This window comes from Mesorhizobium caraganae (assembly GCF_016836705.1).
GTDB lineage: Bacteria > Pseudomonadota > Alphaproteobacteria > Rhizobiales > Rhizobiaceae > Mesorhizobium > Mesorhizobium caraganae.
Genome location: NZ_JAFCGY010000001.1, coordinates 558262 through 578373, shown reverse-complemented (window position 1 = coordinate 578373; position 20112 = coordinate 558262). Strand labels below are relative to the sequence as shown.

At 64.3% G+C, this 20112-nt stretch carries 19 protein-coding genes and 2 pseudogenes; 12 read left to right on the top strand and 9 right to left on the bottom strand.

All coding sequences use genetic code 11. The features are described from left to right. Window positions 1-11 precede the first annotated feature (11 nt). The 4 genes from pcaG to pcaD are packed head-to-tail and all read right to left on the bottom strand — an operon-like array spanning window position 12 to window position 2586. Window positions 12-626 (bottom strand): protocatechuate 3,4-dioxygenase subunit alpha, encoded by a 615-nt coding sequence (pcaG, locus tag JQK88_RS02760; RefSeq protein WP_203277363.1) that lies wholly within the window; start codon window positions 624-626, stop codon window positions 12-14. Further along, the gene (pcaH, locus tag JQK88_RS02755) at window positions 626-1381 is read right to left on the bottom strand and encodes a protocatechuate 3,4-dioxygenase subunit beta (RefSeq protein ID WP_203277935.1); all 756 of its coding nucleotides are present in this window, start codon (window positions 1379-1381) and stop codon (window positions 626-628) included. The genes pcaG and pcaH overlap by 1 nt, the downstream gene beginning before the upstream one ends. After that, window positions 1371-1784, bottom strand: a complete 414-nt coding sequence (pcaC, locus tag JQK88_RS02750; RefSeq protein WP_192259462.1) for a 4-carboxymuconolactone decarboxylase — start codon at window positions 1782-1784, stop codon at window positions 1371-1373. The genes pcaH and pcaC overlap by 11 nt, the downstream gene beginning before the upstream one ends. Further along, on the bottom strand, window positions 1777-2586 hold the full coding sequence (pcaD, locus tag JQK88_RS02745) for a 3-oxoadipate enol-lactonase (RefSeq protein ID WP_192259464.1): 810 nt from the start codon (window positions 2584-2586) through the stop codon (window positions 1777-1779). The genes pcaC and pcaD overlap by 8 nt, the downstream gene beginning before the upstream one ends. A 93-nt stretch (window positions 2587-2679) precedes the next feature. Between pcaD and pcaQ the strand changes: the two genes are divergently transcribed. The 8 genes and pseudogenes from pcaQ (at window position 2680) to JQK88_RS02705 (ending at window position 10905) form a co-directional block, all read left to right on the top strand. After that, window positions 2680-3597: a pca operon transcription factor PcaQ gene (pcaQ, locus tag JQK88_RS02740; RefSeq protein WP_192259466.1), complete on the top strand. Its 918-nt coding sequence runs from the start codon at window positions 2680-2682 to the stop codon at window positions 3595-3597. Between the two features lie 296 nt (window positions 3598-3893). After that, a pseudogene (locus JQK88_RS02735) lies at window positions 3894-5193 on the top strand (ABC transporter substrate-binding protein). 86 nt (window positions 5194-5279) lie between these two features. Then, window positions 5280-5954: an ABC transporter ATP-binding protein gene (locus JQK88_RS02730; protein WP_312037246.1), complete on the top strand. Its 675-nt coding sequence runs from the start codon at window positions 5280-5282 to the stop codon at window positions 5952-5954. Further along, entirely contained in the window at window positions 5951-6679 is a 729-nt protein-coding gene (locus JQK88_RS02725; RefSeq protein WP_192259470.1) for an ABC transporter ATP-binding protein, read from the top strand. The genes JQK88_RS02730 and JQK88_RS02725 overlap by 4 nt, the downstream gene beginning before the upstream one ends. Beyond that, window positions 6676-7572, top strand: coding sequence for a branched-chain amino acid ABC transporter permease (locus JQK88_RS02720; RefSeq protein WP_192259472.1), 897 nt, complete (start codon window positions 6676-6678; stop codon window positions 7570-7572). Before JQK88_RS02725 ends, JQK88_RS02720 begins: the two co-directional genes overlap by 4 nt. After that, window positions 7569-8634: pseudogene (locus JQK88_RS02715) on the top strand (branched-chain amino acid ABC transporter permease). The gene JQK88_RS02720 and the pseudogene JQK88_RS02715 overlap by 4 nt, the downstream one beginning before the upstream one ends. Window positions 8635-8636: 2 nt before the next feature. Then, on the top strand, window positions 8637-9422 hold the full coding sequence (locus JQK88_RS02710) for a coniferyl-alcohol dehydrogenase (RefSeq protein ID WP_192260106.1): 786 nt from the start codon (window positions 8637-8639) through the stop codon (window positions 9420-9422). Between the two features lie 37 nt (window positions 9423-9459). Beyond that, window positions 9460-10905 (top strand): aldehyde dehydrogenase, encoded by a 1446-nt coding sequence (locus tag JQK88_RS02705; RefSeq protein WP_192259474.1) that lies wholly within the window; start codon window positions 9460-9462, stop codon window positions 10903-10905. A gap of 22 nt (window positions 10906-10927) precedes the next feature. On the opposite strand, the gene JQK88_RS02700 is transcribed toward JQK88_RS02705, so the two are convergent. Then, a complete protein-coding gene (locus JQK88_RS02700; RefSeq protein WP_203277362.1) occupies window positions 10928-11989 on the bottom strand; it encodes a LacI family DNA-binding transcriptional regulator in 1062 nt (353 codons plus the stop codon). Between the two features lie 201 nt (window positions 11990-12190). On the opposite strand from JQK88_RS02700, the gene JQK88_RS02695 reads away from it, so the two are divergent. The 3 genes from JQK88_RS02695 (at window position 12191) to JQK88_RS02685 (ending at window position 13829) form a co-directional block, all read left to right on the top strand. Next, entirely contained in the window at window positions 12191-13222 is a 1032-nt protein-coding gene (locus JQK88_RS02695; protein ID WP_192259478.1) for a hydroxyacid dehydrogenase, read from the top strand. Between the two features lie 183 nt (window positions 13223-13405). After that, complete coding sequence (locus tag JQK88_RS37890; protein ID WP_512699807.1) at window positions 13406-13696, top strand: exopolysaccharide production repressor protein; 291 nt, start codon at window positions 13406-13408, stop codon at window positions 13694-13696. A 10-nt stretch (window positions 13697-13706) separates the two neighbouring features. Continuing rightward, window positions 13707-13829, top strand: coding sequence for a hypothetical protein (locus JQK88_RS02685; RefSeq protein ID WP_312037223.1), 123 nt, complete (start codon window positions 13707-13709; stop codon window positions 13827-13829). Here the strand turns inward: JQK88_RS02685 and JQK88_RS02680 are convergent, their stop codons facing one another. Beyond that, entirely contained in the window at window positions 13830-14159 is a 330-nt protein-coding gene (locus JQK88_RS02680) for a YciI family protein (RefSeq protein WP_192259482.1), read from the bottom strand. Window positions 14160-14538: 379 nt separating this feature from the next. Then, complete coding sequence (msuE, locus tag JQK88_RS02675; RefSeq protein ID WP_192259484.1) at window positions 14539-15099, bottom strand: FMN reductase; 561 nt, start codon at window positions 15097-15099, stop codon at window positions 14539-14541. Between the two features lie 273 nt (window positions 15100-15372). On the opposite strand from msuE, the gene JQK88_RS02670 reads away from it, so the two are divergent. Continuing rightward, on the top strand, window positions 15373-17019 hold the full coding sequence (locus JQK88_RS02670; RefSeq protein WP_203277361.1) for an acetolactate synthase large subunit: 1647 nt from the start codon (window positions 15373-15375) through the stop codon (window positions 17017-17019). A gap of 32 nt (window positions 17020-17051) precedes the next feature. On the opposite strand, the gene JQK88_RS02665 is transcribed toward JQK88_RS02670, so the two are convergent. After that, window positions 17052-18422 carry an alpha-glucosidase/alpha-galactosidase gene (locus JQK88_RS02665; RefSeq protein WP_192259488.1) on the bottom strand — a complete coding sequence of 457 codons (1371 nt, stop codon included), beginning with the start codon at window positions 18420-18422 and terminating at the stop codon, window positions 17052-17054. Between the two features lie 20 nt (window positions 18423-18442). Further along, window positions 18443-20110, bottom strand: a complete 1668-nt coding sequence (locus JQK88_RS02660) for an ABC transporter ATP-binding protein (protein WP_192259490.1) — start codon at window positions 20108-20110, stop codon at window positions 18443-18445. Between the last annotated feature and the right edge of the window lie 2 nt (window positions 20111-20112).

Here is a 20112-nt window from a genome sequence, read left to right as displayed (position 1 = left end):
CGAGGGGCCTCCTAGCTGTCGAAGAAGACCGTTTCCTTCTCCCCCTGGAGATGGACGTCGAAACTATAGATATCGCCTTGCCGCTCGGCGATCAGCGTCGGCACGCGCAGCCTGTGCTCGATGCGGGCGAGGATCGGGTCCTCGGCATTGGCCTTCTCCTCGTCGGAGAAATAGAGCCGTGTGTGGAGGCCGATATTGATGCCCCGCGCCACGACCCACAGGCTGATATGGGGCGCCATCAGCCGCCCGTCGCCATACGGCACGCGTCCCGGCTTGATCGTCTCGAAGCTGCACAGGCCGGTTTCCATGTCGGTCGGCTGACGGCCCCAGCCCTGAAAATCCGGATCGGCATCGCCGCGTAATTCCGCTGCCGAATTGTAGAACCCATTCGCATCCGCCTGCCAGATTTCGATCAGCGCATCCCGGAGCGGCGTGCCGGTGCCGTCGAGCACGCGGATGCGCAAGCCGATGCGCTCGCCCTTGGTCTTGTCGTTGAGCATGGTCGCGCCAAGGTCCGTGGCATAGACGCCGCCAATGCCGCCGAAATTCGGCGTCAGCCCGATATGCACATAGGGTCCCGCGGTCTGCGACGGGCTCTCCTTCAGCCGGGTGAGCGCCTGCGCCATCAATTGCCCTCCGGCCGGTTTTCGAACAGCGAGGCGCGGCGCCCGCGCAGCACGATATCGAACTTGTAGGCGCGCGCGTCGAAGGGGATCGTTGCTTGCATGTCGAGTGCCGCGATCAGCGTCTCGACAGCCGCCCTGTCGCGGATGCCGCGCACTATCGGACAGCGCCAGATCAGCGGGTCGCCCTCGAAATACATCTGCGTGATCAGACGTTGCGCAAAGGCGTGGCCAAACACCGAGAAATGGATGTGCGACGGCCGCCAGTCATTGGGGCTGTTCGGCCAGGGATAGGGACCGGGCTTGACCGTGCGAAAGGCATAGCTGCCATCGGCGTCGGTGATCGTGCGGCCGCAGCCGCCGAAATTCGGATCGAGCGGCGCCAGATACCCGTCCTTCTTGTGGCGGTAGCGGCCGCCGGCATTGGCCTGCCAGAATTCGAGCAGCGCGCCCGAGACGCCAACGCCGCGCTCGTCGAGCACGCGCCCATAAACGATGATGCGCTCGCCGATGGCGCTCTCGCCGGGCTTTGCGAAATTGTGGATCAGGTCGGCGTCGAGTTCGCCCAGCATGGCGTGGCCGAACACCGGACCGGTGATTTCCGACGCCGTGTTGTCGAAGGCCAGCAGCGCCTTCTGAGGCGAGCGCAGCACCGATGTCTTGTAGTCCGGCGTCAGCGCCGGCGGATGCCAGTTGCGGTCGCGCTGGAAGAAGGCGCCGGTCTCGGGCCTGCGGTTCGAGCCGGCATCAGCTGGCATGGCCATTCCTGCTTCCGTCCATTTCCGAAAACACCTCCTTGGCAATCCTGAAGGCGCGGTTGGCCGCCGGCACGCCGGCGTAGATCGCGACATGCAGGAACGCTTCGCAGATGTCGTCACGCGAGGCGCCGGTGTTGGCGGTGGCGCGCACATGCATGGCGACCTCTTCATCATGGCCGAGTGCGGCGAGCAGGGCCAGCGTCACGATCGAGCGCTCGCGCTTGCTGAAACCCGGCCGCGCCCACACTGTCCCCCAGGCTGCCTCGGTAATCAGCTCCTGGAACGGCCGGTCGAAATCGGTGACAGCATCCTCGCTACGGTCGACATGCGGGTCGCCGAGCACCGAGCGCCGAACCGTCAGACCGGTCCGGTATCTGGTCGTGGTCTTGGACACTTCATCCATGGATCTGCTTTCTCTGAGGAAGCGACGCGAGAAATTCTCGGATCAGGGCGGTCAGCGCACCGGGCTGCTCGACGCAAGGAATGTGGCCGGCATCCCGGATGATCTCGAAGCGCGCGCCGGGAATGAGTTCGGCCAGCCAGCGAACCAGGTCCGGCGGCGTCGAGCCGTCCTGGTCGCCGACGACGCAAAGCGTGGGCACCGTGATAGCCTGAGCGACCTCGGTGAAATCGGCGTCGCGCACTGCGGCGCAGGTGCCGACATAACCGGCGACGGCTTGCCGGGTCATCATGTTCCAGTAGCCGTCAAGCTCGGCGATCCGGTCCGTGTGGAAGGCCGGGGTGAACCACAATTTAAGCACGGCGTCGGCGATGGCCTGGATGCCCTTGCTTTCGACGGTTGCTATGCGGGTGTTCCAGCTGTCGGCGGTACCGATCTTGTGCGCCGTGTCACACAGGATGAGACCTTCGACGATGTCGGGGCGCCTTGCATAGAACCCTTGCGCGATGAGGCCGCCGACCGACAGACCGCAAAGCACGACATCGGTCAGCCCGAAATGATCGATGAGGCCGGAGAGATCATCGACATGATCGTCAATCGAGCTGATGCCGCCAATGTCGGAAAGACCGTGGCCGCGCTTGTCGTAAACCAGCAAGGGCATGTCAGCGTTCAAGTCAGACACCACTTCGTCCCAGATGCGGAAGTCGGTACCGAGCGAATTGATAAACACGACTGGCCGCGCGTCCCCATTCGCCTTGAAGTTGCGATGGTGGAGCGTGATGCCGCCAATGTTGACAAATGGCACGATTTCGATCCTCCGTGTTCACATTGCACAAGGCATTTGGTTTGGTAAAATGATATTTTGCGCCGTTTCATTAACTGGGAGGTTACGAGAACCATGTCCGAAAGCCGCATAAGGTTCCGTCACCTGCAGGCATTCCTTGAGGTAGCGCGGCAAGGCAGCGTGGCGAGGGCGGCCGACTTTCTTCACGTCAGTCCGCCGGCGGTGACCAAGACGCTGCGCGAACTGGAAGAGGCACTCGGCATCGCCGTCGTCGAACGCGACGGTCGCGGCATCAGGGTGACACGACTCGGCGAAATCTTCCTCGGTCATGCCGGCACGGCGATCACCGCCTTGAAGCGTGGCGTCGATTCCGTCCGCCAGGACGGCGCCATCAACCGCCATCCGATCCGCATCGGCGCGCTGCCCACAGTGTCGGCCAGGGTCATGCCGCTCGCCATGAGTCTGTTCCTGAGTGAAAATACGGGAGCGGCGATCAAGATCGTCACCGGTGAGAATGCCGTGCTGCTCGAACAGTTGCGCGTCGGCGCGCTCGATCTTGTTGTCGGCCGGCTGGCGGCGCCGGAAAACATGACTGGCTTCTTCTTCGAGCATCTCTATTCCGAACAGGTTCTGTTCGTGGTGCGGGCCGGCCACCCCTTGGCGCAGCCCGGCCAGGACATCTTCGCCCGCCTCGATGAGTTCCCGGTGCTGATGCCGACCCGGGAATCGGTCATCCGCCCGTTCGTCGACCGCCTGTTCATCACCAATGGCATGACCGCGCCGGCGACCGAAATCGAGACCGTCTCGGATTCCTTCGGCCGCGCCTTCCTGCGGCAAAGCGATGCCGTCTGGATCATCTCGACCGGCGTCGTCGCCAATGAAATCTCCAGCGGCGCCTTCGTCGCTCTGCCGGTCAACACCGAAGAGACCAAGGGACCTGTCGGGCTGACGATGCGCACCGACACGGCCCCCTCGCCGGCCTTCGCCATCCTGCTGAAAACCATCCGCGAGGCAGCCAGCCGAGGCGGCTGAGGCAGTCGTCCTCGCGTGAGCGTAGCGAGCAGATCAGTCCTACAGATCTGTGTGAATGGGCAATTCTCGTAACCCCAGGGTTAATAAAAAACCGCAAAATATCATTTTACCAAACCAAACACCTAAGGCACTGTGGCAATGGGAGGATCGAAATCGTGCCGTTTGCCGGCATTGGCGGCGTTCCGCTGCCGCCTCAAAGCCAGCCGGGGCATATCCGATCTGAACGACGGGCGGCACCGATTTTGAGCAGGCCGGCGGTCCCTCCAGGCACCGTCAGGAAAGGGAGGAATATCAGCATGACCTCAAACAAATCCGGCGTCTCGCGGCGCCAGTTCATCGCCACATCTCTCGCCGGCGGCGCAGCCCTTGCGCTCAGCCGCGGCAAGGCTTTCGCGCAAGCTGCCGACACGCTGAAGGTCGGCTTCGTCAGCCCGCGCACCGGCCCGCTCGCCGGCTTCGGCGAGACCGACGGCTATGTGCTCGACCTCGCCCGCAAGGCTCTGGCCAACGGCATCGAGCTTGGCGGCAAGAAATACAGCGTCGAGATCGTCGACCAGGACACCCAGTCGGATCCGTCCCGCGCCGGCCAGCTCGCCAAGGACCTGATCAACAACCAGGCGATCGACCTGATGCTCGCCGTGTCCACGCCGGAGGTCATCAACCCGGTCGCCGATGCCTGTGAAGCCGCCGGCGTGCCTTGCCTCTCCACCGTCATGCCCTGGGAGGCCTGGTATTTCGGCCGCGGCGCCAAGCCTGGCGCGCCCTCGCCTTTCAGATGGACCTATCATTTCGGCTTCGGCGTCGGCGAATTCTTCAAGGCCTATATCTCGCAGTGGAACCTGATCGAGACCAACAAGAAGGTCGGCGTCATGTATCCCAAACGACGCCGACGGCAATGCCATCCGCGCCCATCTGGCGCCGCTGCTGGCCAAGCAGGGTTTCATCATCGTCGATCCCGGCGCCTATGAGACCGGCACCACCGACTATTCCTCGCAGATCGCGCTGTTCAAGCAGGAAGGCGTCGAGATCTTCAACTCCTTCCCGATCCCGCCCGACTTCGCCGCCTTCTGGCGCCAGGCCGCGCAGCAGGGTCTGACCCGGCAGATCAAGATCGCCCAGGTCGCCAAGACCGGCCTGTTCCCCTCGGACATCGAGGCGCTCGGCGATCTTGGCATGAAGATTTCGAGCGCCGCCTATTGGCACAAGGCTTTCCCCTACAAATCGCCGCTGACCGGTATCTCCGGCACCGAACTCGCCGATGGCTACGAGGCGGCAAGCGGCAAGCAGTGGACGCAGCAGCTCGGCGCCTCGATGTCGCTGCTCGACGCCGGCTTCGAAGCCCTGAAGGCGAGCGCCGACGCCAAGGACAAGGCGGCGGTCGCCAAGGCGCTGAGCACGCTCAACACCGAGACCATGATCGGCAAGGTCGACTTCACCAGCGGCCCGGTCGCCAATGTCTCGCCCGGCCCGATCATCGGCACACAATGGGTGGCCGCCAAGGAAGGAGCCAAGTTCCCGCTCGACTATGTCGTGACCGAGAATGCCACCGACCCGAAGGTGCCGGTCGAGGCCAAGCTCCAGCCGTATAACGGTTGATCGACGGTTGCGGGGATCGCATCGTGGACGGTTCAGCAAACGTGATCCTCAGCGCCGCCGGCATCCACAAGCGCTTTGGCGCGCTGGTGGTGCTCGACGACATCGACTTTGCCATGAATGCCGACGAGGCTATCGGCATCGTCGGGCCGAACGGCGCCGGCAAGACGACGCTGCTCAGCGTCCTTTCAGGCGCCTTTCCGCCGAGTGCCGGCACCGTCGCCTTTAGGGACGGCGACGTGACGGCGCTGCCGGCCACGGCCCGCTGTCGTCTCGGCCTGGTGCGCACGCACCAGGTGCCGAAGCCGTTCAGTGGCATGACCACGTTCGAGAACGTGTTCGTCGCCGCATCGCATGGCGCCGGTCTCGGCCGCGACGAAGCCTATGAGGAGGCGCTGGCGTCACTGAAACTGTGCGGCATGCTGGGCGTCGCCAACCGGCGCGCCGAGACGCTCGGCCTGCTCGACCGCAAGCGGCTGGAACTCGCCCGCGCGCTTGCGGTGAGACCGACGCTGCTTCTGCTCGACGAGATCGGCGGCGGCCTGACCGATGGCGAGGCGAGCGAACTTGTCGATACGATCAAGGAATTACGCCGGCGCAAGATCGGCATCGTCTGGATCGAGCACATTGTCCACATTCTGCTGCAGGTGGCCGAGCGGCTGATCTGCATGGATGCCGGCAAGATCATCGCCGACGGCGAGCCGCAAACGGTGATGGCCGACCCGGAAGTCGTGCGCGCCTATCTCGGTGGAGGCCCGAAATGAGCCTGCTAGCGGTAGAAAACCTTGTTGTCCGGCACGGCTTGCTGCAGGCAGTGCGTGGCGTCAGCTTCAGCATCGAGCGCGGCGAAACGCTGGCGCTGGTCGGCGCAAATGGCGCCGGCAAGACGACGCTGCTGAGAGCAATCGCCGGCGCGCATCAGCCGACGGCCGGCCGCGTGCTTCTGGATGGCGCCGATATCACCGGCGTGCCGTCGCACAAGCGCGTCGGCATGGGTGTCGCACTGGTGCCCGAGGGACGAAAACTGTTCGTGCAGATGACCGTCGAAGAGAACCTCCTGCTTGGCAAGACCGCCGGCCGGCCCGGCGACTGGAGCGTGGAACGAGTGCTCGACACCTTTCCCAACCTCAAGCCACGCCGCCATGCCAAGACCGGGCATCTTTCCGGTGGCGAGCAGCAGGCCACGGCCATCGGCCGCGCCCTGATGAGCAACCCCGAACTGCTGCTGCTCGACGAGGTCTCGCTCGGCCTGTCGCCGCTGGTGGTCGACCGCGTCTACGCTTCGCTGCAAGGACTGATCAGCTCCGGCACGACGATCATCCTGGTCGAACAGGATCTCAACCGCGCGCTCTCGGTCTCGGATAAAGTCATCTGCATGCTCGAAGGGCGCGTCGCGCTGGAAGGCCCGAGCAAAGGCATGTCGCGCGACGAGGTGACGAAGGCCTATTTCGGCCTGCACAGGAAAAGCGCCGGGAGTGTTCCCGCATGAGCAACCAGATCGTCCAGGGCATCCTGCTCGGCGGCTACTACGCGCTGATCGCCTGCGGCCTCTCCTTCATGTTTTCGGTGATGCGCATCATCAACCTCGCGCATGGCAGCCTTGCCGTATTCTCGGCCTATGCGCTGTGGTGGCTCGCCTCGCGCTTCCACATCTCGCCTTTCGTCGGCCTGCTCATCGTCCTGCCGCTGATGGCGGCGATCGGCTGGGTGCTGCAGCGTTTCCTGCTCGAGCGCAGCGCCCGCGGCGGCGCGCTGCTGCCGATCCTCACCACCTTCGGCCTCGCCATCGTCATCGACAATGCGCTGTTCGAGCAATTCGGCGCCGACACACGTTCGCTGGCGCCCTATATCGGCAGCCTGTCCTACGATTCCTGGGAATGGCCGGGCAGCATCTATGTCGGCAAACTTGCCGTGATCATGTTCGCTGCAGCTGTCGTCATGCTTGGCGGGCTGCAGCTGTTCCTGACCCGCACCAGGCTCGGCCGTTCGATCCGCGCCACCTCGGAAGATCCTGATACCGCTGGCCTCGTCGGCGTCGATGCGCGCCGCGCCAGCGCGCTTGCAGCGGCCATCGCCATGGTCACCGTCGGTCTTGCCGGCGCCTTTCTCGGCATGCGCGCCACCTTCGATCCCTATACCGGCGCACCGCAATTGCTGTTCGCTTTCGAGGCGGCGGTGATCGGCGGCGCCGGCTCGCTGTGGGGCACACTTCTCGGCGGTATCGTGCTGGCGCTTGCCCAGACGCTCGGCGCGCAGGTGCATCCGCAAGGCTTCCTCATCGGCGGCCATGTCGCCTTCCTGATCGTGTTGTTCATCCGGCTCTCCACGTCCGGCCTTGGCCTGCGTGGCCTGGTGCGCCTGCCCGCGAGGAAGACGACATGAGCGCAGTTTCGACCTCCCCCGTGATCGAGCGCGGCACACCTGCTTCGCGTATCTCGGCGATCGCGGTCGTCGTGATCATCGCGCTGCTCGCCGTTGCGCCGCACTTCCTGTCAGCCGGCGCGGTTGACCGCATGACGGCCTTGTTCATCTATGTGATCCTGGCTGCGATGTGGAATGCGCTGGCCGGCTTCGGCGGCCTGGTCTCTGTGGGACAACAAGTGTTCTTCGGCCTCGGCGCCTACTTCGCCATTCGCCTGGCCGATGCCGGCCTCAACCCGTTCGCCTCGCTGTTCGTCTCGGCGATCATTGTCGGCGCGATCTCCTGGCCGATGTCACTGTTCATGCTGCGGCTCAGGAATGGCGAGTTCGCTATCGGCATGTGGGTCATCGCCGCGCTCACCCATCTCCTGGTCAATCTCGACCGGCTGGTGCAAGGCGAAACCGGGACATCGCTGATTTCGCTCAACGTCTATGAAGTCGGCGCCAGGCGGGCGACGATCTATTGGTTGGCGCTGGCCGCGATGACGGCGCTGCTTGCCATCCTGTTCGGCCTGCTGCGCGGCAGCACCGGCGCTGCGATCCGCGCCATCAGGGACAATGGGGAGGCCGCCGCTTCGGTCGGCGTACGCGTCACTGGCACCAAGCGGCTTTTTGTTCGTGCTCGCCGCCTTCGGCATCGGCATTGCCGGCGCGCTGTGGCTGGCGACGTCGATCACCTTCCAGCCGAAGACTTACTTCAATGTCCAGTGGACCGCCTACATGATCTTTATGGTGCTGGTCGGCGGCATTGGCACCTTCGAAGGCGCAATTCTCGGCGCACTACTGTTCTTCCTCATCGAGACCTGGTTTGGCGGCACCGGCGTCTGGTATCTGATCGGCCTCGGCGCAACCGCCGTGCTGTTTTCGCTGTTCCTGCCGCGCGGCCTGTGGGGGGCACTGGAGGAGCGTTTTGGCATACGGCTGCTGCCGGTCGGCTACCGCGTCAGGCTGCCGGCAAACACCGGTGATGCGGACACGGCGGCAGCGTCGCACGAAACCACGGCACAGCGGGAGAAGGCGTGACCATGCTGTTCGGCAAGACCATCCTCATCACCGGTGTCGCTTCCGGCATCGGTGCCCGAACGGCCGAACTTGCCGGCCAGCTCGGCGCAGATGTGATCGGCGTCGACGTGCGCGAGCCGGCCGCACCGGTCGGCGGCTTCGTCAAGGCCGACATCTCGTCCAGGGCCGGCGTCGATGATCTCGTCGCATCCCTGCCGCAGCGCATCGACGCGCTCTGCAACGTCGCCGGCCTCTCCGGCAACACCGGCGCGGTGTCGACGCTGGCGGTCAACTTCTACGGTCTGCGCGCGCTTTCGGAAGGTCTCGCGCCAAAGCTTCGCGAAGGCGGCGCCATCGTCAACGTCGCCTCGACCGCCGGCTATGGCTGGCGCGCCAACCTCAACCGCGCGGCGTCGATGGTCGGCATCGGGGGCTTTCCCGATGTCGCCAAAGTGGTCGCCGACCATCAGGTGAAGAACGAGGAAGGCTACCCCGTCTCCAAGGAACTGCTTCTGTTGTGGACCCAGCGCGCCGCGCATCAGGAGCAGTTCAGGAGCCGCGGCATCCGCGTCAATGCGGTCAGCCCCGGCCCGGTCGAGACGCCGATCCTGAAACAGTTCCGCACTGTGCTCGGCGACGCCCGCGTCGACAGCGACATCGCCCGGGTCGGACGCGCCGGCACCTCGGGCGACATCGCGCCTGTCGTGCTGTTCCTGTGCTCGGACGGCGCACGCTGGGTCAACGGCGCCAACGTGCCGGTTGATGGCGGCCTTGAAGCATCGATCAACGCCGAGGTGCTCGGCTTTTAAATTTTGCGACGCTCGACGGCGAGCGAGGGAGAAAACAATGGACATCGGACTTCTGATCGACGGCGACAAACGGGATGCGTCGGGTGCTGCCTCCTACGAGCGGATGGACCCGTTCACCGGCAAGCTGGCGACGCGCGCAGCAGCCGCCAGCGTAACCGATGCCAACGCTGCGGTCGAAGCCGCGGCCGCCGCCTTCAAAATCTGGTCGAAGACCGGTCCGGGCGAGCGCCGCGCACTGCTCGCCAAGGCGGCCGATGTGATGGATTCCAAGGTCGGCGAATTCACCAAATTGATGATGGAAGAGACCGGCGCCACCGGTCCCTGGGCCGGCTTCAACGTCATGCTCGCCGCCAGGATGCTGCGCGAGGCAGCCGCCATGACGACGCAGATTTCGGGCGAGGTCATCCCCTCCGACAAGCCCGGCACGCTGGCCATGGCGATCCGCCAGCCGGCCGGTGTGTGCCTCGGCATTGCGCCGTGGAACGCACCGGTCATCCTCGGCACTCGCGCCATTGCCATGCCGATCGCCTGCGGCAACACCGTGGTGCTGAAGGCCTCTGAAATGTGTCCGGGCACGCACCGGCTGATCGGCCAGGTTCTGGTCGAGGCCGGCCTGCCCAAGGGCGTCATCAATGTCGTCACCAACGATCCCAAGGATGCGGCGGCAATCGTCGAGACGCTGGTCGCGCATCCCGCGGTCAGGCGCGTCAACTTCACCGGTTCGACCAAGGTCGGCCGGATCATCGCCCAACTCGCCGGCAAGCACCTGAAGCCGGCGCTGCTCGAACTCGGCGGCAAGGCGCCGCTCGTCGTGCTCGACGATGCCGACGTCGACGCCGCGGTCAATGCGGCAGCCTTCGGCGCCTACATGCATCAGGGCCAGATCTGCATGTCGACCGAACGCCTGGTCGTCGATGAAAAGATCGCCGACGAATTCGTCGCCAAGCTCGCCGCCCGCGCTTCGCAACTGCCCGCGGGCGACCCGCGCGGCCATGTCGTGCTGGGCTCGCTGATCAGCAGCCAGGCCGCCGACAAGATGGAAGAACTGGTGGCCGACGCCGTCGCCAAGGGCGCCAAGCTGGTGGCCGGCGGCAAGCGAACCGGAACCGTGGTCGAGGCAACATTGCTCGACCATGTCACGCCTTCCATGCGCGTCTACGCCGAAGAATCCTTCGGGCCGGTCAAGCCGGTGATCCGCGTCAATGGCGAGGACGAGGCTGTGCGCGTCGCCAACGACACCGAATACGGCCTCTCCTCGGCCGTCTTCAGCCGCGACATCCGCCGTGCCATGGCGGTCGCCGCGCGCATTGAGGCCGGCATCTGCCACATCAACGGCCCGACCGTCGGCGACGAGGCGCAGATGCCGTTCGGCGGCGTGAAGGGTTCGGGCTATGGCCGCTTCGGCGGCAAGGCCTCGATCGCCGAATTCACCGACCTGCGCTGGCTGACCATCGAGGATCCGAACCAGCACTATCCGTTTTGATTCTTCTTCCCTTCAATGGGGGCTATTGTCGGTTTCCTCCCCCGGAATGCGGGCCGCTGCCTGGCGAGCCAACGGATTCCCGCATCAACACCTTGCAGGGTTCGAGCCGCGCCATGGGCGGGCCGCCTTCCCCCTCGATCCTGCGAAACAGCACATCCATCGCCTCGGCGGCGATCTGCCGGACCGGCTGTACCACGGCGGCGATGGCCGGCCATGTCACCTGCATCCATTCGGCATCGTCGAAGCCGACCAGCGAGATGTCGTTGGGACAATGCCAGCCGCGCCGGCGGAACTCGGACAGCGCCACCAGCGTGCCCTTGAGGAACAGCGAATAGACCGCCGTCGGCCGTTCGCCTTTCGCGAAATACTCGCGCAACTGCGCTCGCAGCGGCTCGACGTCGGCTTCGGCCAGTACGACATCGATGCGCACATCGGGCGCCAGTTTGAGCGCAGTAGTGCGAAACCCGTCGAGGCGGGCGCGCATCGTGGCCGCCTGCTCGCCGAGGCCGACGAGCAGTATATGGCGGTGGCCCTTGGCGATCAGTTCGCGCGCCACTTCGGCGCTGGCCGCGGCACTGTCGGCCGACACCGTGTCGAAGACGTCATCGGACAGCACACGGTCGATCAGCACGCCGGTCATGCCATTGGCCTTCATGAAGTCGGCAGCCGGGCCATGCTCGTTGCGCACAGGCGCCAGCACCACGCCGGCGACACGCCAGTCATGCATGCGGGCCAGTATTTCCTTTTCGCGCGCTTCGGATTCACGGCTCGACGCCGCCACCAGCGTGTAGCCGCGCTGCTCGGCGAGGCTCTCGAGCTGGGTGACCATCTGGCCAAAAAATTCGCTTTCGAATTCGGGCATGATGGCGCCGATGATACGGCGCTTGGCCCGGCGCATGTCGGAGGCGAGCGGATCGATGCGGTAACCCAGCTGCTCGACCGCATCGAAGACGCGCTGCGCATTTTCGGGCTTCACCGTGGTGACGCCGGCCATGACCTTGGAGACGGTAGCGGCGGACACGCCGGCGCGGCTGGCCACGTCGTGGATCGACGCACGCCGCTGCTGGTCCTGCCTGTGCGCCATTGGTCCTCCTTCCGAGGCGCGGACCGAGGCATTCCGTCCGCTGGGAGAAATGAGTAAATCGATTTTTCGGAGTTGTAAATCGTTTAATCGTGGGTATTTTACCCGTCGAGCGCATGTCGCCCTACAGTGTGATGCGATTTTGGGATTACGACAAGTGCAAAGCAAAAATACGCGATGCGGATCGCCCCGGGAGGAATCATCATGCCAAACAAGGCCTTGCCGCTGGTCATCAGCGCGCCGGAACCACGCACGCTCGAGCTGATCTTCACGCCACCGCAGCTGGCGCGCCTCAAGGCGTATTACCGCATTATAGAGACGACGGCCGACGGCGTGGCGAAACTGCCAGCCGATGTGCTGGCCGAAGCCCGCTACATCATCGGCCAGCCACCAATCTCGCCTGAGACGCTGGAAGCTATGAAGGCGCTGCGCTGCGTCTTCAATGTCGAGACCAACCTCGTCAACAACATGCCCTACGAGACGCTGTTTGCGCGCGGCATCCATGTCGTCACCACCGGCCTGGTCTTTGCCGAGCCGGTGGCCGAACTCGGGCTTGCCATGGCGCTCAATCTCGCCCGCAACATCGTCGATGCCGACCTCGCTTTCCGCAAAGGCGAGGAGCTGTGGGGCGGCGACGGCAACCTCACCGCGCGGCTGCTGTCGGGCGCCGATGTCGGCATCATCGGCTTCGGCGATCTCGGCCGCGCGCTGAACCGACTGCTGTCGGGCTTTCGCACCCGCACCAAAGTCTTCGATCCCTGGCTGCCGCCGTCGATCCTGATCGACAATGGCGTCGAGCCGGCCTCGCTCGACGATGTCCTGACATCGAGCGACTTCGTCTTCGTCGTCGCTTCGGTGACCTCGGAGAACCAGGGTTTCCTCGGCGCCGATGCTTTTGCCAGCATGCGCAAGGGCGCTGCCTTCATCCTGCTCAGCCGCGCCGGTGTCGTCGACTTCCCTGCTCTGATGGCAGCGGTAAAGAGCGGCCACATCGTTGCCGCCAGTGACGTCTTCCCGGAAGAGCCGCTGGCGCAGGACCATCCGGTCCGTACGATCCCCGGCTTCCTGCGCTCCGCCCACCGCGCCGGTGCGCTCGACATCGCCTTCAAGCGCATGGGCGACATGGTGCTGGAAGACATGGACCTGATCGACCGCGGCCTGCCCCCACTGCGCTCCAAGCGCGCCGAGCGCGAGACGGTGTCGAGGATGCGCTCGAAGCCGGCGGATCGGAATTGATGGCAGGCGGGGGTCCGTTTCGCTGATTTGTCCGTGGTTTGAGAAACACCGCGCGCCGTACACAAGCTCAAACCCGCTATGACCGCGCCATGACCGTGCTCTCCGCAGGCAATTGCAATATTACTAATTTAGTGACAACTTAATTAAGGATGCTGGCAACAGATCCCAACCCACGGGTTGGAAATGGGGGTGGAAAGAGACATGTACTTTCCGCAATTTCTGGTCGGGATGTCTGCAACGACAATCGGCGTTGCAATCTGGGCCTATCTGGAGACCGGGTCGATCTGGGCGACCCTTGGCTGGTCAGTGCTGACACTGGTAATCCTGCAGGTCGGTTACTTCGGCCTGGTCGTTCACCTGGTGTTTAGGCGATCATCGGAACCATCGGACGCACGCTCGGCGGCGGATCCGACAAGCCCCGCTGTTATTTCAGACTTTCTGAACGGGCGAGATCGAAAGCCACGTCGGCGATAGCCCCAGGCGCATGGACGACATGCTGCCAGAGGCCATGGGCCCGATCGACCACGGCCCGCCGCCGCTGCCCTCCAAGCGCGCCGAACGCGAGACGGTGTCGAGGATGCGCTCGAAGCCGGCGGACAGGAACTAGTTACCGCTCGTTGAGCGGCCAGATCTCGATCACCCCATGCGCCACCGCACAAGGCGATTTCGAAGCCAGCGCGATCGCCTCGTCCATGTCGCTGGCTTCCATGATCGAAAAGCCGGCGATGGGCAGGTCCGACGAGAGATAAGGGCCGGTCTCGGTCAGCACGCCGCTGGCGTCGGGATTTCGCACTTGCACCGGTGTTTCGGCGATGCCCATCACCACGCCGCGCTGCTTGAGCGACGCATCATGCTCATGGGCTGCCTGCCTGACATTCTGCGGCGTCCGGTCATATCCGGCCCGGTCGCCATAGCCGATGGTGATATACTTGGGCATGATTGGTTCCTCCATGTTCGAGGACAATGGCTGGGCAGCCGTGGTGGTTCCGGCAAAGCCAGCCGGCACGCACTGCTGAAGCCCGGTCGGCGCGGGAACCTTTGTCCGGTGCTGGCGTTTTCTAGCCGGATCGTTCCCATTCGATCCAGACCCTCCAAACAATGCCCCGCCAGGCCTAGCTGGCGGGGTATTGATTTTGGCTATGACATGAGGACTTGCAGGAATCTCGCGGAACCATCCTTCCGCCGGATAGTTTTCAAGGCAGTCGGGCGGTGGGAAGCCCGGCGTACTCCACGGAGGCCCGTCACGATTCGCGTCTGTGGCGGGCCTTTTTTCATTCCCGAGCCGTTAATGCTGGACGCGACCTGCTCGCCGCGCTCTATCCGGCAGCGACGCCGGCGGCCGAGCGATTGGCCAACACCAGCCCGACCTCGCCGACAACCTGCTCGACGCGCTTCAGGATGGGTTCGGACCGCAGCACGCCGTCGGAGAAATCCTTGTCCGTGGCGTAGACTCCTGTCGGCAGCGTGAGCGCCTCGAAGAAGCCGAACAGCGGCCGCAACTGGTGCTCGACGATCAATGCATGGCGATCATTGCCGCCGGTGGCGAGCAGCACAACCGGCTTGCCGCGCAAGGAAGCGGGATCGAACAGATCGAAGAAGTGTTTGAACAGCCCGGTGTAGCTGCCCTTGTAGGTCGGCGAACCCACCACCAGGACATCGGCATTGACGACGCTGTCAAAGATCGCCCGCGCCTGGCCGTCGAGATCGCGCGCCCATTTGGCAGCGCCCAGCGAGGGGCCAAGGTCTTCGATGTCATAGGTGCTCGCCGACAGGCCATGCTGGCGCGCAATGTCCCTGACGACCTGGTCGACGAAGCCACGCGTCTTGGATGGCCGGGTGAAATTGCCGGAAAACCCGACGACGGTTGGATTGGGCATGTGCTCTCACCTCTCAGGAGGGTGGCCGTTTCACATCGCCTATTTACAGGCTTGCACCTGCCGCAAGAAGCAAGGATAGGCCCTCCAGTGCCATCCCTAGGGAATTTTTTTTCCGTTTGCCGACTCGCTCGCTGGTCTCAGGCCGCGGAAACAGAACGGTCTGTAAGGCAAAACGACGTTGGCGGCGGCCATGCCTCGCGCTAGGGCTTTTTCAGGACTATGTCTGACCATTTCCCGACGCGGTTCGCCGCCACTTCGCCCAGGAGATGCTTCGTGCCCAAAGGTTCAGACCTGCTTGTAGCCGCCCTCGAGAATGAGGGCGTCGATCGCATCTTCGGCATCCCGGGCGAAGAAAACCTCGACGTCGTGGAATCCATCCGCAAATCGTCGATCCAGCTGATCCTGACCCGCCATGAGCAGGCGGCAGCCTTCATGGCCGCCACCCATGGCAGGCTCACCGGCAAGCCAGGTGTGTGCATCACCACGCTCGGGCCAGGCGCCCTGAACCTGACGACGGGTGCGGCCTACGCGCTGCTCGGCGCCATGCCGATGATCATGATCACCGGGCAGAAGGGCATCCGGTCGTCGCGCCAGGCCCGATTCCAGATCGTCGACATCGTCGCCGCGATGAAGCCGCTGACCAAGCTGTCGCGCCAGATCATCTCGCCGCGCACGATCCCCGCCGTGGTGCGGGAGGCCTTCCGCATTGCCGAGGAAGAGCGTCCCGGGCCGGTGCATCTGGAACTGCCCGAAGACATCGCGGCCGAGGAATGCGACGACGTCGCGCTGATCCCGCCGCATCCGGTCGAGCTGCCGCTGGCGAGCCCGCTGGCGCTCGACCGCGCCGCTGAGATGATCATCAAGGCACAGCGCCCGCTGGCGATGCTGGGCGCCGCCGCCTCGCGGCCGCGCTCGACGTCGGACCTCGCCCAGTTCGTACTCAGGACCGGCATCCCCTATTTCACCACGCAGATGGGCAAGGGCACGGTGCCCGGCGGGACCGAACTCTACATGGGCACGGCCGCGCTCTCCGAGCGCGACTATGTGCATGAGGCGATCGAACAGGCCGACCTCATCATCACCATCGGCCATGACACGATCGAGAAGCCGCCCTTCATCATGGGCGACAAGGGACCGAAGGTCATCCATGTCGGCTACCAGCCGGCCAATGTCGAGCAGGTCTATTTCCCGCAGACCGAAGTGATCGGCGACATCGGCGCTTCACTGCGGCTGCTTGCCGATCGCATCGAGGGCAAGACCCCCAACGCGCAGGCGCTGCTGCCGCTGCGCGAAGGCATTTTGAGCCGCATTGCCGCGCGCGCCACCGAGGACCGGTTCACGCCGCAGCGCCTGGTCCACGATATCCGCGCGGTCATGCCGGCCGACGGCATCCTCGCTCTCGACAACGGCATGTACAAGATCTGGTTTGCGCGCAACTACCGCACCCGCGTCGCCAACACGCTTCTGCTCGACAACGCCCTGGCCACGATGGGCGCCGGCCTTCCTTCGGCAATGACGGCCGCGATGCTCTATCCCGGGCGCCGCGTCATGGCAATCTGCGGCGATGGCGGCTTCATGATGAACAGCCAGGAGCTGGAAACCGCCGTCAGGATGAAACTCAACCTGGTCGTGCTGATCATCGAGGACAACGCATTCGGCATGATCCGCTGGAAGCAGGCGGTCGACCAGTTTCCCGATTTCGGCATGACCTTCGGCAACCCCGATTTCGTAAGATATGCCGAGGCCTATGGCGCCAAGGGCACCAGGGTCAGCGCCATTGCCGACCTCAAGCCGACGCTCGAAACGGCGTTCACCGCCGGCGGCGTCCATCTCGTCGTCGTTCCGATCGACTATTCGGAGAACGAGCGCGTCCTGGTCGAGGAACTGCGCCACCGGCTGCCGGCGCCGCCGCAGGCTTGACGACGCGGTGGGAACCGCCGCTGCAGCGGCGATCAGGCCGCCCGGACTTTGGCGCTCCCACGCGCCCAGGCCGGCAGCCAATCGCCATGAGCGGCGAGCAGCTCATCGACCAGCGACCAGATCTGGTCGAGATCGAGTTCGGCCGCCGTATGCGGGTCCATCATCGCCGCGTGGTAGATGTGCTCGCGGTTTTCCGTCATCAGCGCCTGCACCGTCAGTTCCTGCACGTTGATGTTGGTGCGGATCAGCGCGGTGAGTTGCGGCGGCAACTCGCCGATGAAGGTCGGTTGGATGCCTGAGGCGTCGACCAGGCACGGCACCTCGGCCGCGCAATTGTGCGGCAGCGAGGTGATGCAGCCATTGTTGCGGACATTGCCGTAGATCACCGACGGCTCGCCGGTCCACACCGAATTCATGATCGAGGAGGCGTATTCCTTCGACTGCTCGACCTCGATGCGGTCGGCCGACCGATAGGCCTCGGCCTGTCCCTTCCAGCGCTCGATCTGCTCGATGCAGCGCTTGGGATATTCGTCGAGCGGAATGCCGAATTTCTCGATCAGGTCGGGGCGCCCTTCCTTGATGAAATAGGGCGTGTATTCGGCGAAATGCTCGGAGCTCTCGGTGACGAAATAGCCAAGCCGCGTCAGCATCTCGTAGCGCACCTTGTTAGGGCAGCGCGGGTTCCAGCCGGGCTTCGGCGCCCTGCCCTCGCGATAGGCGCGGACAAGGTCGGGATAGAGGTTGCGGAAAGTGCCGTCCGCCTGGCGATGCTCGAATTTGAGATAGAAGGCCATGTGGTTGATGCCGGCCGAGCGGTAGCGGATTTCCTCGTAGGGAATGTCGAGATCGTGCGCCAGCTCCATCGCCGTGCCTTGCACCGAATGGCAAAGGCCGACCTGCTTAATGCTGGGATATTTCTCTGAAATCGCCCAGGTGTTGATCGCCATCGGATTGACGTATTGCAGCATGATCGCCTCTGGACAGACGGCGAGCATGTCCTCGCAGATCTTCCACAGATGCGGCACGGTCCTGAGGCCCCGCATGATGCCGCCGACGCCGAGCGTATCGGCGATGGTCTGGCGCAGGCCGTATTTCTTCGGCACCTCGAAATCGGTGACGGTGCACGGCTCGTAGCCGCCAATCTGGAAAGCGACGACGACGAAGTCGGCGCCGGCGAGCGCCTTCTTCTGGTCGGAATAGGTCTCGGCCTTCGCCTTCACGCCGAGCGTTGCGATCAGCTTGTTGACGACGATGGCGCTCTCTTCCAGCCGCTGCGGATTGATATCCATCAGCGCGATCGTAGCATTCGACAGCGACGGCTGCTGCAGCACGTCGCCGACAATGTTCTTCATGAACACGGTCGAGCCGGCGCCGATGAAGGTGATCCTGGGATGTCTTGCCACGTTAAACCTCCGGCACTTTGCTACGCCACATCGAAAGCGGCTCTGACGAGCCGTTCGGTGTAGGCGGTCTTGGGATTGGTGAGGACCTCGTCGACGGGTCCCTGTTCGACGATCTTGCCGTTCTGCATGACGATGACGCGGTGGCAGAGCGCGCGCACCACCTTGAGGTCGTGCGAAATGAAGAGATAGCTCAGGCCGCGCTCGTCCTGCAGCTTGCGCAACAGGTCGATGATCTGCGCCTGCACAGAGAGGTCGAGCGCCGATGTCGGCTCGTCGAGCAGGATGAATTCGGGCTCCAGCGCGATGGCGCGGGCGATCGCTATGCGCTGCCGCTGGCCGCCGGAAAATTCGTGCGGAAAGCGCGAAAGAATGTCGCCCGGCATGCCGGCGCTGACCAGGGCGTCGCGCACCCGCTCGACCCGCTCGCGCCGTGTCGCGCCTAACCTGTTGACGACCAACCCTTCCTCGATGATCTGGCCGATCGTCATGCGCGGATTGAGCGACGAGAACGGATCCTGGAAGACGACCTGCATGCGTGAGCGAAGCGGCCGCATCTCGGTGCGCGACAGGCCCTGGATCGGCTGGCCGTCGAAGCTGATCTCGCCGCGCTTGGCATCGGTGAGTTTGAGCAGAGCGAGACCGAACGTGGTCTTGCCGGAGCCGGATTCACCAACCAGCCCAAGTGTTTCGTGGCGGCAAAGTTTCAGGCCGAGATCGTCGACGGCGACCAGTTCGCGCCAGTCCGGCTTCAGGAAGCTGCCATGGCGCAGCATGAAGCAGACGCGCATGTCGCGTGCCTCGAGGATGGTGCCGCTGTTCTGAGGCAGCGGCTGCGGCTTGCCGTGCGGTTCGGAGGCGAGCAACCGTTTGGTGTAGGCATGCTGCGGGTCGGCGAACAGGCGCTCGGTGACGTTGTGCTCGCACATCTCGCCATACTGCATGACATAGACATAGTCGGAGAATTTCCGCACCACGGTGAGGTCGTGGGTGATCAGGATCACCGCCATCCTGAGCTCTTTCTGCAGGTTGCGGATCAGGTTCAGGATCTGCGCCTGGACCGTGACGTCGAGCGCGGTCGTCGGCTCGTCGGCGATCAGCACATCGGGGTCGTTGGCCAAAGCCATGGCGATCATCACGCGCTGGCGCTGCCCGCCCGACAGCTGGTGCGGATACTGCTTGATGCGTGCTTCCGGCTCGGGGATCTGGACATGCCGCAGCAATTCGAGCGCCCGTGCCCAGGCCTCCCTACGGCTCACCTTGCGATGCACCCTGATCGCCTCGACGATCTGGCTGCCGACCGTGTAGATCGGGTTGAGCGAACTCATCGGCTCCTGGAAGATCATCGAGATGCGGTTGCCGCGCAGCTTGCGCCGGGCGCTCTCGGGGAATTTCAGTATGTCCTGCCCGCAATAGTCGACGCTCGATTTCGGCGACACGGTGGCGCGCTTCGACAAGAGCCCCATGACGGTACGCGCCGTCACCGACTTGCCCGAGCCGGACTCGCCGACGATGGCGATCGTCTCGCCGCGATAAAGCTGGAACGAGACATCCTTCACCGCCTCGACGACACCGTGCTCGACCTTGAAGGCGACCTCGACGTTGCGGGCATCGATGATCGGTTGGTCGTGGCGTCCGGCATGGTCGAGCCGGACGGCGGGTGCGAAGGATTGTGCGAGCACGACGGTCATCC